Raw genomic sequence first — 14940 nt, 5'->3', positions numbered from 1 at the left:
TTATGAGTAATGAAAATGTACGATTCCTGAAACCCTTATTAAGAGGATGGCCTATTATAATTCTCGTAATGGTTATTTCAGTTTTGGCAGCAAAAAAATACCTCAACTATGTTACCCCTATGTACGAAAGTACTGCAAAACTAAGACTTGCCGATACTCAAGAAGGTGTACCCAGTGCCAATCTTTTTAAAGATTTTGATGTATTTGCTTCAGCTAATAAAATCAGTACGGAAATTGAAGTTCTGAAATCGACATCACTCATAGAAAAAACGCTCAAAAAATTACCCTTTTCTACAGAAATATTTCGCAAAGGAAAAGTGCGCTCTGTAGAGCTTTTTAACGATTCTCCTATCCGTGTGGAAGGTACATTTAGTAATAAAAAGAATTATGACAAAAAATTTCTTTTACAAATTACCTCCAATCAAAGCTATATACTAACACCTCCCGACTCTACTCAAGAGCTAAAAGGTACCTTCGGAATTCCTCTGCCTATTGACAGTGGAAAAATACTTATTACACGCAATAGTAACTATTTATATTCCAAGCCCAATGCAAAAATTATTGACCAATACGAAGTTGAATTTCTCAGTAGAGAAAAACTTTTGGAAAAGGTCAATAAGAACTTAGACATCGTTTCTGTAGACAAGGATGTCCCCGTAATACGAATCAATTTCAAAAGTAATGTGCCCGAAAAAGCCTCCCTATTAGTAAATACTCTGGCGGAAACTTATATTCAGGATTATATTGAAAATAAATACCGTGCCGCCAATACTACAGTAGACTTTCTGAGGGAAGAAATAGGACAAGCTAATGATAAACTGTCAGAAGCAGAAAACCGTATTGAAAATTATAGAAACAAAGAAAATATTATCAATATTCCTCAAGAAACCGAAACAGATTTAAGAAAAATTGCTCAGTTGAAAATTCAGAAAAGTAATCTGAAAATGAATCTCGATGCCATTAAAAATCTTAACGGATATATCACAGAAGGAAAAAATAATTATTTAGATTTAGCCACAAATTTTGAAGCATTCAATGATCTTCTTTCTACCGAAATGGTGAAAAATATGAAGCAACTGCAAGCTGAAAAAAAAGAACTTTTACTCACTTACACTCCGGAACACGAAAAAGTAAAAGTAATAGACGCTAAAATTAAAGACCTCACTGATTATCAAACTGAAAGCATTAAAAATACACAGAAAAATTTACAAATAAAATACAATGATATCGCTCAGGATATCTCTATTGCAGAACAAGCATTTATAGGACTACCTGAAAAAGAAAAGCTTCTCAATATAATGAATAGAGAGTTCAATCTCTATGAAAAAAACTATAACTTCCTCAATGAAAAAAGAATAGAGGCTGAGATTGCCAAATCTGCAAAAATATCTTTTCACAAAATCATCACACGCGGCGAGCTTCCACAACATCCTGTTTCTCCGATGCGTTCAATCATCATCATTGTAGCTGCAATTATGAGTATGATTGGTTCTATTATATTGATATATGCTGTACATTTTGCCAAAGCAAAAGTGAATGATGTTTATACTATCGAAAAAAATAGTTCTATTCCTATTGCATTTACTACTCCTTTTATTAGAAAAAAAAGCAAAATAATACATTATTTTTTGGAACATGTTCTGGAAATGGAGCTCAAAGAAATTGTGAAAAAAAAGAACATCATCTGTATCACATCTTATAACAAGGCAGAAGATCATACCTTTCATGCCAAAAACATAATTAAAGCACTGCAAGTACAATCCAGAAAAGTTTTGGTAATAGATGTTGCCAATACATTACAAGACACGGAACATCAAATCAACTTTTCGGAAGAGGAATATCTCCATCTTACTTCAAAAGACATTCAGAATCTTATTCGCAGTAAAATGGAAGATGCTGATATTTGTATTATAAATAACCCGCCTATCAAGCAAGGAAAGCTTCCTTTATTTTTTCTCAAGCTTGCAGATCAGAACCTTTTTCTTTTGGACAGCCGAAAGACTGCCGCAAAAAATATAATGAATGTCGAACTTTTAAAAGATGAATATAAACTAACTAATATGTGGTTTGTATTAAATAAAGAAGGCTATAATCCTAACTTAATTACTACCCTTAAAACTCTTATAAATAAAAACAAATCGTGAAAAAAATAAATACCATACTCAGCAAGCCTTCTTCTTGGGTTTTGGCAGATCAATTGATATTCAGTGGATCAAATTTCTTGCTTACCTTTTTGCTGGCAAGGAAACTAAGTATTTCAGATTTTGGTTTATTCTCTTCCATTCTTTTAGTAACTTATCTTCTTGTAGGGATCTGTAATGCGATTATCGTACAGCCATTCCAAATTTTGGCAGCAAAAGGACTGAATGAAAAATCTCTTGGGTTTGTTTTTCAGGCAGCCTTGTTTCTACTTTCTATTCTTACTTTGCTCTTATTTATCGTCCATTTATTACCTATTTCCGCCATAGCGTTTTTTACAAAAAACTTACCCGCAATTATCATTTTTACAATAGGATACGTTTTTCAAGATTTTCTAAGAAAAATATTACTCATAATAGACCGAATAAAGCTTGTAATTATCATAGACAGCCTATTTCTTATTATCTTTCCTATTATCTATTTTGAGAAAAATATGGACTTATTTAAAAGCCTATATTTCATTGGTCTCGTCAATGTATTGGCTGCTATTCCCGGTATTGTCTTTTTTATCCGAAATTCTCATTTCACTTTAAAAAATGGTTCGCTTATTCGCTATCATTTCAAGGAAGGAAAATGGTTACTAAGTGCCTCTATTATACAATGGTTTTCCAGTAATTTTTTTACACTTGTTGCCGGTATTTATTTAGGCATTAACGCTTTAGGCGCATTAAGACTGGTGCAGTCTTTTTTTGGAGTAATTAATATTCTTCTGCAAACTGTGGAAAATTATTATCTACCCAAAACAGCCCAACTCCACTATCAAAATAAAACAACAGAAAAAAAAGCCCTCCTGAAAAATATGTCAAAAGGAATGTGGGGCTTAGGTATACTCATCACTTCTTTTTTCTTCTTATCAGACCCTCTTATTGTCTTAATAGGTGGAGACAAATATCAACAATATGGCTATGTAATAAAATTAATTTCTGTATTGTATATTTTCATACTTTGCAGTTATCCTACCCGAATTTCGATCAGAGTACTAGAACAGAATAAAGCTTTTTTTATTGGTTACTGCATTTCTTTTGCATTTTCATTAATCAGTTTTCACTTTTTATTAAAATATGGCGAGTTATATGGTGCTGTTTTCGGTCTTGTAATTAATCAAATCGTCATGCTCGTTTATTGGAAAATTCTTCTTAACAAAAAACAAATCTCGGTATGGGCGTAATACATCTAATATTAGGAAAAGCAAATCCCGAAAAAATGAATGGCGTGAATAAAGTAGTCTATAATCTGGCTACCAAACAGGCCAATAATAAAGAGCAAGTAGAAGTATGGGGAATTTCAGAGAACACAGAAGTAAACTATCCTGAAAGAACCTTCAAAACAAAAATTTTCAAGAAAAATAATAATCCTTTTTCAATTCCCGGAAATCTTAAAAAAGAAATTCTAAAAAGCGATGCAAGTACTATTTTTCACCTTCACGGAGGATGGATTCCTGTATTCTATTCGTTAAGCAGATTTCTGAAGAAATATGACCGAAAATTTGTAATTACACCTCATGGTGCTTACAATACCTATGCTATGAACAAAAGCAAATGGATAAAAAAAATCTACTTTGCATTTTGTGAAAAAAGTGTCATTAGAAATGCTTCAAAAATTCATTGTATTGGAGAAAGTGAAATAGATGGACTTCACACCATCTATCCTACCAATAAAGCCGTTTTAATTACATATGGCTACGAAAAATCAAAAGAAGATTTTCATATTAATCTTTCCAAAGATATTATCATATTCGGTTTCATTGGGAGACTTGATATTCATACCAAAGGTCTTGATATTCTCATCGAAAGCTTCTCTTCTTTTTCCAAAAAATATTCAAACTCTAAGCTCTGGATTATTGGAGACAGCAACGAAAAAAATGCGCTTCTTCTAAAAATAAAAAACCATCAACTTACGGATAAGGTTGAACTTTTAGGAAGTAAATTTGGAGAAGAAAAAAATACTCTCTTAAAAAAAATGGATGTCTTTGTACATCCTTCGAGAAACGAAGGGCTCCCTGTATCTGTCATAGAGGCAGCCAATTTTGGAAAACCGTGTATTGTAACCAAAAATACCAATATCGGACATTGTATTGAAAAATATAATGCGGGTATTACTATACCAAATCCTGACTCTACTCTTCTAACCAATGCATTGACAGATATGTATTTCATTTGGAAAAATCAAAATGAATATAAAAATATCTGTGAAAATGCCATAAAAATGGTAGAGGAAGCTTTTGATTGGAATCATATTCTTCAAGAAATGAATACACGACTTTACAATGATTAAAATGGAAACATTATCTATTCGGCATCAACAATTCTTGAAAAAGCTTAATCAACAACTGTTTATTATTCTGTTGCTCATGGTAGCCTGTTTTTTCACATGGAGTGAAAATGTTGCGATTACCAGAGGTATAAAAATCGTGGGAAGAATGGGTGTAATGATTTCGTCTATTCTTATTTATCAAAAAATCATCAATTATGGTGGAGTAAACTCTTTAGCATATAAAAATATCTTTTCTCCCATTTTATATATGTCTTATCTTACATTGGGCTTTATATCATTCTCTTGGAGTACAAACCCTGGATTTAGCGCTTTGCAATGGTTTATGACCTTTCAAAGCTTTGTTTTTGCTTATTTTTTTGTTAAAAGCTTAAAAATATTAGATGTCTATTTTGAAGGGCATAACATTCGGCTTTATCATCTTTTAGGAAATTCGGTGTTTGTTTTACAATTAATTTTTGTCATTGGGATGTGGATTGCTCCTGATGTTTTTTTCCGACTGACAGATGGAGGCGAAGAAGCAAGGCTTGGAGGAACATTAATGAATCCTAATGAGCTAGGAATGCTGGCAGGCGTAGGTTGTGCATGTCTTATTTTTGACCTATACCGTTTTAAAAACAAAATCTGGACAATTATTAAAATCCTCATCATAATGTATGCACTTTACATGACCGGATCAAGATCTTCGCTTATTGGTGTTTTGCTCATCATATTTTTCCATATCAATCAAACTAAGCAGAAAACCTTAAAATTCGCTATTATTGCCCTTGTAGCAGCAGTAGCTCCTTTCGCCGTATATACTGTTATATTAAAAGGGGGAGATCAATCACGTTTGGAAGAAGTAATGAGTCTCACAGGAAGACTTCCCTTTTGGCAAGCTCTTATCTCTGAAGGATTACCAAGAGAGCCTCTTTTAGGTTTTGGATTTATGAGAATTGATTATAAAGAATTCTTCCAAAGTGCCCACACCTATCCAGGAAAAATGACCCATAATACCTTCATGCAGGTGCTTATGAATCTGGGATTCATCGGATTCACCATTGTTCTTTTCCAGGTATTTTTTACCGTAAAATCAATATTATCAGAACACAAAGAAATGAAACTTATGCTTATCGGAATTTTGATCCCTATTGTCATTAATTCATTTACGGAATTTGGAATTTTTGGAGAAAGTAATTACGGAATTTTATTTTATCAAATTATTATTTTTTCAGTAGCCTTACGAAACAATAACCATCTTACACGCTTACAGAAAATCGTTCTAAAGAAAAAAAGACCAGAACTTTTGACTTAAAGAAATTCCAAATTTTATTTTTTTTCCATTTTTTGGAAAATTAAAACAAATCAACAAAACACAAAATACTGAAAATCAATAAATTAAATACTTGGCAAATTATTTATATCCTATTTAAATATAAAATTTACACCATGAAAAATTTATTTAGAAACACAGGGTATAGATTGTTTACAAAACAAGAGATGGGAAGTAAAAAAATTTCTTTTTCGTATATCCCTAATCCGGATGGAAGTGTACGATGGTTTTGGAATTCAAATTCAAAAAAGCCATTGTTCCTTAAGTTTTATAACATCTCTACATTCAAAGCAAAACTATTTTCCTTATTTGTAAAACTTGTATTTGTATTGAATTTACAAAAGCTAATTTTTAAAAAAGAAGACATATACTACATTGCGGAAGATAGATACATATTTGATATTGAAGGTGATTGGGCTATATTCACGGGAACTGTGGGGCCTAATAATAAGGCAATTTTATTTTTTAACGATTATTTTTACAAAATCGCAGATACTGAAAATGCAAGGATATTAATCCATAAAGAACTTAAAAATATTAAATACTCTGGAAATAGCACATTTTATTCGATTCCCGCTGCTAGATTATGTAATGATTATGTTTTACAACTTTCGGATATTTCAAAAAATGGAAAGAGAAAAAATGAATTCAGTATAGTTCATGCACGCGCTCTTCAAGGGATTAAAGATAGATTTCAAAAAAGAAGACCTATTGTAGGATGGGAATATTTTCAAACTTTAAAAGAAGATTTTAAAACAATTGATGATACTAGAATTCCTCCCAATATAATACGAAAGTTAAATACAATACTTAATGATATTAATGAAACTGAAATTGTAGACCTTTCTTTTTCTCATGGAGACTTTACCCCTTGGAATTGCTATGTAAAAGGAGATGTATTAGGTATTTATGATTGGGAATTAGCTTCTGCTGAAAGGCCAAAAGGATTTGATTTTTTCCACTTTATTATTCAGAAGGGTGTTCTAATAAATAGAAATTCTTGGAAGAGGATTTTCAAAGAAATTATTGAAAAAAATAAAATGCTATTCAAATTTGAGGAAAATGAGCTCAAAAAACATTTGAAATTTTATTTATTGACCCATATTTTGAATTATCTGAAAATCTATTCTCAGCAAGAAGAGTGGCATATACAAGTTCATTGGCTTCTAAAAACTTGGTCTGAAGCATTGAATTTATTTTTAACAAAAAGTAATACCGAAAGAGAGCTTTTAATAATGGATATTTTCGACAATTTGTATCATCAAAAATATGCAACATTAAAGTTTCACAATGAGGAACCTGAAAAACTACAACTTAATTCTGATATTGACATGCTTATTTCTTCCCATAATGCAGAAAAAATGATTAAATTTTTAAAAGAAAGTAGTCTTGTAAAAAAAGTAACAATAGCTAAAAAGTCATTCATGTATGTGGTAAGAGTTATTACTCAAAATCAACAAATTCTTAATCTTGATTTAATACAAAATTTAAAATGGAAAAATCTGGAATTTTTAACAGCGAAAGAAATTATTCGTCATGCCGAAATAAATAAATTTGGTATAAAAACAGCCTCCCAAAAAGATACGGCAAAATATTTACATTTTTTTTACACCCTAAATGGTTCTAAAATTCCAGAAAAATATCAAGAGGTTGTACAGCAGCATATTTCCGAAAACATTACCAAAAGTGAAACCCTTACCATTTTAAAGCAAAAAAGTAATAATAAAAGATTATCCCTTTTTAAGAATACACTTTTATATATTAGAGATTTTTTTTATGAAAAAGGCTTTACCATTACTTTCAGTGGCGTGGATGGAGCCGGAAAATCTACTGTAATCAATGAAGTTTCTGAACTTATTGAAAAACGCTACCGAAGACCTGTAAAGGTTTTAAGACACAGGCCCTCTCTTCTTCCGATACTTAGTGTATGGACAAAAGGAAAAGAAAAGGCACATGAGGATGCTATAAACTCTCTACCAAGACAGGGTAAAAATAAAAGCTATATTTCATCATTTTTAAGATTTAGTTATTATTATACAGATTATATTATAGGCCAATTTATTATTTATTTTAAATATATATTAAGAGGTAAAATAGTGTTATATGATCGATATTATTTCGATTTTATCGCAGACAGTCGAAGAAGTAATATTCAAATTCCATCCTATGTTGCTGAAACAGGTTATCATCTGCTTTTGAAACCAAAATTTAATTTTTTCCTCTATGCCGATCCGGAAAGAATTCTCAGCAGAAAAAGAGAACTTTCTTATGATTCTATCTGTGATTTGACAACAGAATACAGCAAACTCTTTTCAAAACTTGATAAACAAGACCAACATGTAAAATATCTTTCTATTGAAAATAATGACCTTAATACTACCCTTGATATCATTATGAACACTATAATTGAAACCCAATGAAAACAATAGTTGAAAAAATAATACAATTTAGAAATCCTAATTTTACTATAGACACCTCGCTCAATTCCGGAGCTCTACTGCATCTGATTTGGGACCAATTCTGGAGTATCATCAGAGGATTAAAAGTAATCTTCTTTTTAAAGAATCCAAAAGGGATGCTTTTAGGCAAAAGAGTGAGTTTTTTCAATACAACAAAAATAAAATGGGGAAAATTTCTGAGATTAGGTAATGATGTATATGTTTCTGCATTAGCAAAACAAGGAATTGAATTCGGAGATAATGTTTCGATAGGAGCTTTTAGCAGAATTATAGTATCCACTTCGTTTAATAATATCGGGGAAAAGATAAAAATTGGAAACAATGTAGGAATTGGTGAATTCGCTTATCTGGGTGGTTCAGGAGGATTAGAAATCGGAGATGAATGTATTGTAGGACAATATCTAAGTTGCCACCCGGAAAATCATAATCATGATGATCTACATGTTCCTATTAGACATCAAGGAGTAAGCAGAAAAGGAATTAAAATAGGTAAAAACTGTTGGATTGGTAGTAAGGTTACTATTTTGGATGGAGTAGAAATAGGTAATGGCTGCATTTTGGCCGCAGGAAGTGTCATAACAAAATCTTTTCCTGATAACAGTATTATTGGAGGAGTTCCTGCAAAACTATTAAAAACAAGAATCAATGAATACACATCAGACTATACTGGCGACTTGCTACGCAGTAAATCCATATAAAGGCTCAGAAGATGCTATGGGATGGAATTTCGTGTATCAAATTGCCAGATTCCGAAAAGTTATTGCCATTACCAGAGTAAATAACAAAGAACATATCGAAAGGTATATGAAAGAAAATCCGGATCCGACTTATAAAAATATCCGCTTTCTATATTTTGATCTACCATATTGGATGCGTTTTTGGAAAAAAGGAAGTCGCGGAGCTATGTTGTATTATTATCTTTGGCAGAAAGGGGTCGTTCCTTTTGTAAAAAAACAAAAACTAGAATTCGATATTGTTCACAATGTTAACTTCCATAATGACTGGACACCCAGCTTTTTATGGAAGCTCAAGAAACCAATGGTTTGGGGACCTGTAGGACATCATCCTCTCATTCCCCAGCAATATTTGAAAGATTATTCTAAAAAATATTTCATCAAGGACCGTCTCACATGGATGGTAAAAAGTGTTTTTTGGAACTATTCAATATCATTGAAGAATACCATTAAACATTCGGATCACATTTGGTGTATGAACACTGGTGTTCCAGAAAAAATGAAACTCGATAAAAATAAATATTCTATATATCCATCAGTAGCTTCAGAAGATTTTTACGGAAAAGAAGAAATATTATCTAAGCCTAATTTTACGGTAATAAGTGTAGGAAGATTTGTTCCTTTAAAAGGCTTTGACTTGACGATACGATCATTTGCTGGATTTATCCATCAACTTTCCGAAGAAGATCAAGCTCAATGTCAATTAATACTGGTGGGAACCGGTCCCCAAAAAGAGTTTTACCAAAAACTTATTACTGAAAATAAGGTGAATGATTTTGTTGAAATTGTAGAATGGATCGATCGTAAAGATCTAATGAAAATATACGAAAAAGCATCCGTATTTCTTTTTCCTTCTCACGAAGGTGCAGGAATGGTAGTTCCCGAAGCTCTTTCATTTGGGTTGCCCGTTGTATGTCTTCAGAATGAAGGGCCGGGAGAATTTGTTACTCCATTATGTGGTATGACAATTCCTCAGCAAGATTATAATCACACAAAAGAAGAACTCAGCAATGCATTATTCAGATTATTTTCAGAAAAAGTCCTTCAGAAACACATGAGTTTGGAAGCCAGAAAACACTATAATGAAAGATTTTCTTGGGAAAAAAGAGGAGAATATCTCAATAACATCTATAATCAACTTTGAAATGAAAAGAATTGTAGCTATCCATTTATTAAATGATTACAGTGGGAGTCCAAAAGTGTTGATGCAACTTTTGAAAACTTGGACCAAAAACGATATGAATGTTCATCTTTACACTTCGGGTGGAAGAAAAGGCTTCCTATCCGATATTCCAAATGTTAAAAATCATTTTTTCTGGTATCAGTTTTCTCCTAATTCTTTGATTAGAATATTCAATTTTTTTCTGAGTCAGTTTCTTTTGATGGTAAAACTTTTGCTTTTTCTCAGAAAAGAGGACATTGTTTATATCAACACAGTTCTTCCTTTCGGTGCTGCTATTGCCGGTAAACTGATAGGCTGCAAAACTATTTATCACATTCACGAAACATCTGTAAAACCTGCAATATTTAAAAAATTTCTTTTCGGAATAGCAAAATTCACAGCAAAAAAAATTGTATTTGTTTCCAATTATCTTCTAAAACAAGAATCTCTGATTGATAATCAAGTCCTTCTTTATAATGTATTGGAAAGTGATTTTACAGAGAAAGCAGATCAATATCAGCAATTTGAAAAAGAAATTCCCATTATTTTAATGATCTGTTCTTTAAAAGTATATAAAGGTGTCGATGAGTTTTTACAATTAGCAGAACGTCATAACAAATACATTTTCAAACTTGTCGTAAATGCTTCGGAAAAAGAAATTGAGGAATATTTTAAGGAGAAAAAAATTCCAGATAACCTCCAAATTTATCCCACACAAACCGATACCCATCCTTTCTATCGTGAGGCTAGTATTATTATTAATTTATCTCATCCCGATCTTTGGATAGAAACCTTTGGACTTACTATTTTGGAAGGAATGCGCTATCGTCTTCCTGCAATTGTACCTCCAGTAGGAGGAACTACAGAATTGGTGAAAGATGGGAAAAACGGTTTTTTAATTGATTCCAAAAATATAGATGAACTCTCTGAAAAAATTCATTATCTACTAAGTAATTCTGAACTTTATCAATCATTCTCTGATGCATCCTATGAAACCAGTCAATTATTTTCAGAAACCTATTTTGAAAAAGAATCTATGAAAATAATTTCCAGTTTATAATGTATTTTCCATATTTTGGAATTTGGCACCGCTCAACAACCAATACAAATAACTGATAATCAAGACATTAATTCTTCTGGAATAGTACTGGTAATAATGTTATCAAATACATTTAACCATGGAAAAGACAAAAGTAGCAATTATTGGAACTGTAGGACTACCTGCTAAATATGGAGGTTTTGAAACATTAACCGCCCATCTTGTAGAAGAGCTTTCCGATACATACGATTTCACCGTATATTGCTCATCAAAAAAATATAGTCCGGAAGAAAGAGTTGATACTTGGAAAGGCGCTAAACTAAAATACCTTCCTTTGGACGCCAATGGAGTTCAAAGCATTCCTTACGACACTTGGTCTATTTTCCACGCATTATTTCGTAGCGATGTTCTATTGATCTTAGGCGTAGCCGGTGCTTGGTTATTACCCTTCGTAAGATTATTTACCAACAAAAAAATAATTATTTCAATCGACGGTATCGAATGGAAAAGAGATAAATGGTCTTTACCTGCAAAACTATATTTGTGGTGGGCTGAAAAGCTAGCTGTGAAATTTTCTCATATTGATATTTCAGATAATGAGTCCATTCAGGATTATACCTCTTTACGTTATAACACCATAAGCAGGGTAATAGAATATGGTGCTGATCATACAAAAGTGAACCTAGTACCAACTCCTGAAAACATAGAAAAATATCCATTCTTATCGGAAGAGTATGCTGTGAAAGTTTGCAGAATAGAGCCTGAAAATCATGTTCATACTATTCTAAATGTTTTCAGTGAACTTCCTGATCGCAAACTTGTATTGGTAGGTAACTGGAAAAACAGTGAATATGGTATGAATTTAAAACAACAATATGCAGGTTTTAAAAACATTCACCTTCTAGATCCTATCTATGAACAACAAACTATCGATCTAATTCGTGGCAATGCATCTCTCTATATTCACGGACATTCTGCCGGAGGAACCAATCCTTCTTTAGTTGAAGCCATGTTTTTAGGATTGCCTATCATTAGTAATGGTGTATCTTATAATAGAACAACCACCGAGCATCAGGCTTTTTATTTTTCCAATGCCATAGAACTGAAAAATATTTTAGAGGAAGTTAAAAATGAGGAAATTGAAAATTGTGCTTTTCAAATGAAGAAAATAGCTGAAAGAAGATATACGTGGAAAAAGATCGCTAAAAAATATAGTAATCTAATAGAAGAATCTTTTACTATCAAAAAGAAGACTCATGTTTATCCTACAATTTCCAAGTTAGATAAAAATATTTTGGAGAAATATAATGTAGGACACTTAAAAAATGTTCAGTTATTTAACGAATCACCTAAAACTACTTAAAAACTAAATGTTATGAAAAATTTTATAGAACTATCAATATTGGGAATTCTTGCATTTACCTTATCTCTATGCCTAATTCCATTAATGAGAATGGCTGCTCAGAAAATAAAACTGGTGGATACTCCTAACTCAAGAAAAGTTCATCAATCTGCGATTCCTTTAATCGGTGGGTTAGCAATCGGAATCATTGTCCTTATACTTATGTTTGTATCTGGTGAAAAAAGCTGGAAAGAAATAGTTCCTATTATTATTACTTCATACATCATGTTATTGGTAGGAACTTTAGATGATAAAAAAGATCTCAAAGCTCTTTATAAATTAGTAATCCAACTATCTGTAAGCACTATAATAGCAAGCTGTGGAATAAGAATCGTCTCTTTATATGGTCTTTTTGGGATATATGAAATCAATATTTATATGCAATATATACTCACTGTACTAATCATCACCACTACCGTTAATGCTTTTAATCTAATTGATGGAATTGATGGATTAGCAGGAGGTGTTGCAGGAATTGGATTTGGCCTTTTTTTCATAATATCAGTTATACAAGGAAACTTTAGTCTTGCCAGAATCGGAATTCTTTTTGTTGGAAGCATTGTGGCTTTTCTTAGATATAACTTCTCTCAGAAGAACAAAATATTTTTAGGAAATTCAGGATCATTGTTCCTTGGTTATTTATTAATCTGCCTTGGGATATATATTACAAGGTTCGATACTAATACAACCTCTTTTCCTTATGGTATATTTTTCATCTTATTTGTATTTACAATTCCGGTAATTGATTCTGTAAGAGTATATCTTGATCGAGTTTTAAGAGGAAAATCACCTTTTAAAGCTGATAAGACCCATATCCATCATCACCTTCTGCAATTAGGTTTATCTCATAGAAGAATTACCCTGAACTTTGTTTTGATTAATATTTTCACTTTTATTATTCAATATCTTTTCTTTGAAAATTATTCAATATATGCCTTTCTAATATCACTTTTTGTCTTTATTTCTATATTTAAAATTATCAAAGTAATGAATCTTTTCGTGACCTGGAAAAAGAATATAAGAGAATTAGAAAATGTAAATTGATATTGATAATAAGTTTTTTACAATTAATAACTTAACTATGGTTTCATCCAATTAAAAATTGTCTTTCCTTTTTAAATAATTTTTTCATCATGTTTTATATTTTTGTTTTGTGATTAAACAATAGAGAATGCTAACTACTCATTCTCTATTGTTGTTTATACGGTTTTCATTAGAATATATTATCACTATGCTTCATCAGGTAGAAATAAAAAAGGTTTATTTTTTTATTCTACTTTTATGTACATAGCCCTTTTCCCCTTCTATGGTTTTCACAAAATACCAATCTCCTTCATCATCCAATACTTCAATATGCTCCCCTGATTTTATTTTTTGTAAAACTTCGGAGGATCTATTTTTTTCTTTTCTAAGATTGGTATAGCCGTCAGGGTCTTGGATGGTATATTGACTTTTTTTGTCTTTAATAATATAATTTTTAAAAAAGGGTTTATATTTTGTATTATAAAGTAAAAGCTCTTTTTCATCAAGTTTACTAATCACAATATCATCTATATAATGATATAAATTATAATAAATATTAGTTTTATTTTGCCAGCCATTATCAAACGATGGCGAAAAATTAGCTTCAATTTTATTTGTTTCTTTATTTATTTGTTTTTTTAAATCTTCAATAGTAAACTTATCTACTTCTTCTTTATTAATAAGTAAGGCGTTTTCCTTCAGTTCAATTTCAACAATATTAGTATCAAAATATCTTTTATTAGTTAAAAGAGCAGAAGGCAAATTCTGATTAATAAAGTTAACAATCTCATCTTGTTTGTATTTATATTCTCCTTTGAGAAAATAATAAGGTTTATATAAAAATACTTGAAACAAGTCTAATTCATAATCTTCTAAATAATAGCCTAAATTTTTATCATTAAAAATTAAAGATAGAAGATGATAAGATCTTATATCATCAACTTGCTGTATTCTAACCAATAATAATTTTATAAAGAATACTTGTTCATACTGATCTTGATCAAATTTCCTACTCATTAAATACTGAAAGAATTGTTTACGAAAAGTATGATCTTCGAATAAGCTCACATCAATTTGTTCTATATATTGCCCCTCATACTTATACTTATTAAATTCTAAATCCTTTATAAATGAAGTTGATATATTTATTCCATCTTTTAATTTGTCATTGGTATGCATCATTAATCTTGAGTTTTTTTTGTCTTCAGTAATTGTATCTTTTTTATCTTTACAACTTACTAACAGAGGTAAAAAGAGTATTAAAAGAAATCTAATATATTTTTTCATGCTATTTTTTATAATTAATCTCCTAGGAGTATATCATAGATCATTTAGATAC

11 protein-coding genes are annotated in these 14940 nt (G+C 31.0%); 10 read left to right on the top strand and 1 reads right to left on the bottom strand.

Features of this window, described 5'->3' with window-relative positions; translation table 11 throughout:
* Positions 1-2: 2 nt before the first annotated feature.
* The 10 genes from CHRY9293_RS07080 (at position 3) to CHRY9293_RS07035 (ending at position 13622) form a co-directional block, all read left to right on the top strand.
* Complete coding sequence (locus tag CHRY9293_RS07080; protein WP_162032371.1) at positions 3-2144, top strand: GumC family protein; 2142 nt, start codon at positions 3-5, stop codon at positions 2142-2144.
* Complete coding sequence (locus CHRY9293_RS07075; RefSeq protein WP_162032370.1) at positions 2141-3367, top strand: lipopolysaccharide biosynthesis protein; 1227 nt, start codon at positions 2141-2143, stop codon at positions 3365-3367. The genes CHRY9293_RS07080 and CHRY9293_RS07075 overlap by 4 nt, the downstream gene beginning before the upstream one ends.
* Entirely contained in the window at positions 3358-4473 is a 1116-nt protein-coding gene (locus CHRY9293_RS07070; protein WP_162032369.1) for a glycosyltransferase family 4 protein, read from the top strand. The genes CHRY9293_RS07075 and CHRY9293_RS07070 overlap by 10 nt, the downstream gene beginning before the upstream one ends.
* A gap of 1 nt (position 4474) precedes the next feature.
* Positions 4475-5764 (top strand): O-antigen ligase family protein, encoded by a 1290-nt coding sequence (locus CHRY9293_RS07065; protein ID WP_162032368.1) that lies wholly within the window; start codon positions 4475-4477, stop codon positions 5762-5764.
* A gap of 134 nt (positions 5765-5898) precedes the next feature.
* Entirely contained in the window at positions 5899-8202 is a 2304-nt protein-coding gene (locus tag CHRY9293_RS07060; RefSeq protein WP_162032367.1) for a nucleoside/nucleotide kinase family protein, read from the top strand.
* A complete protein-coding gene (locus tag CHRY9293_RS07055; RefSeq protein ID WP_162032366.1) occupies positions 8199-8939 on the top strand; it encodes an acyltransferase in 741 nt (246 codons plus the stop codon). The genes CHRY9293_RS07060 and CHRY9293_RS07055 overlap by 4 nt, the downstream gene beginning before the upstream one ends.
* Positions 8887-10119: a glycosyltransferase family 4 protein gene (locus CHRY9293_RS07050; protein ID WP_162032365.1), complete on the top strand. Its 1233-nt coding sequence runs from the start codon at positions 8887-8889 to the stop codon at positions 10117-10119. Before CHRY9293_RS07055 ends, CHRY9293_RS07050 begins: the two co-directional genes overlap by 53 nt.
* A gap of 1 nt (position 10120) precedes the next feature.
* Positions 10121-11197 carry a glycosyltransferase family 4 protein gene (locus CHRY9293_RS07045; protein WP_162032364.1) on the top strand — a complete coding sequence of 359 codons (1077 nt, stop codon included), beginning with the start codon at positions 10121-10123 and terminating at the stop codon, positions 11195-11197.
* Between the two features lie 118 nt (positions 11198-11315).
* Entirely contained in the window at positions 11316-12539 is a 1224-nt protein-coding gene (locus CHRY9293_RS07040; protein ID WP_162032363.1) for a DUF1972 domain-containing protein, read from the top strand.
* A 12-nt stretch (positions 12540-12551) separates the two neighbouring features.
* Entirely contained in the window at positions 12552-13622 is a 1071-nt protein-coding gene (locus tag CHRY9293_RS07035) for a glycosyltransferase family 4 protein (RefSeq protein WP_162032362.1), read from the top strand.
* Between the two features lie 216 nt (positions 13623-13838).
* Here CHRY9293_RS07035 and CHRY9293_RS07030 read toward each other — a convergent pair whose 3' ends face one another.
* The gene (locus CHRY9293_RS07030) at positions 13839-14888 is read right to left on the bottom strand and encodes an SH3 domain-containing protein (RefSeq protein ID WP_162032361.1); all 1050 of its coding nucleotides are present in this window, start codon (positions 14886-14888) and stop codon (positions 13839-13841) included.
* Between the last annotated feature and the right edge of the window lie 52 nt (positions 14889-14940).

This window comes from Chryseobacterium potabilaquae (assembly GCF_902728265.1).
GTDB lineage: Bacteria > Bacteroidota > Bacteroidia > Flavobacteriales > Weeksellaceae > Chryseobacterium > Chryseobacterium potabilaquae.
The sequence above is the reverse complement of the archived record's forward strand: the minus strand, read 5'-3'. Positions and strand labels throughout refer to the sequence as shown.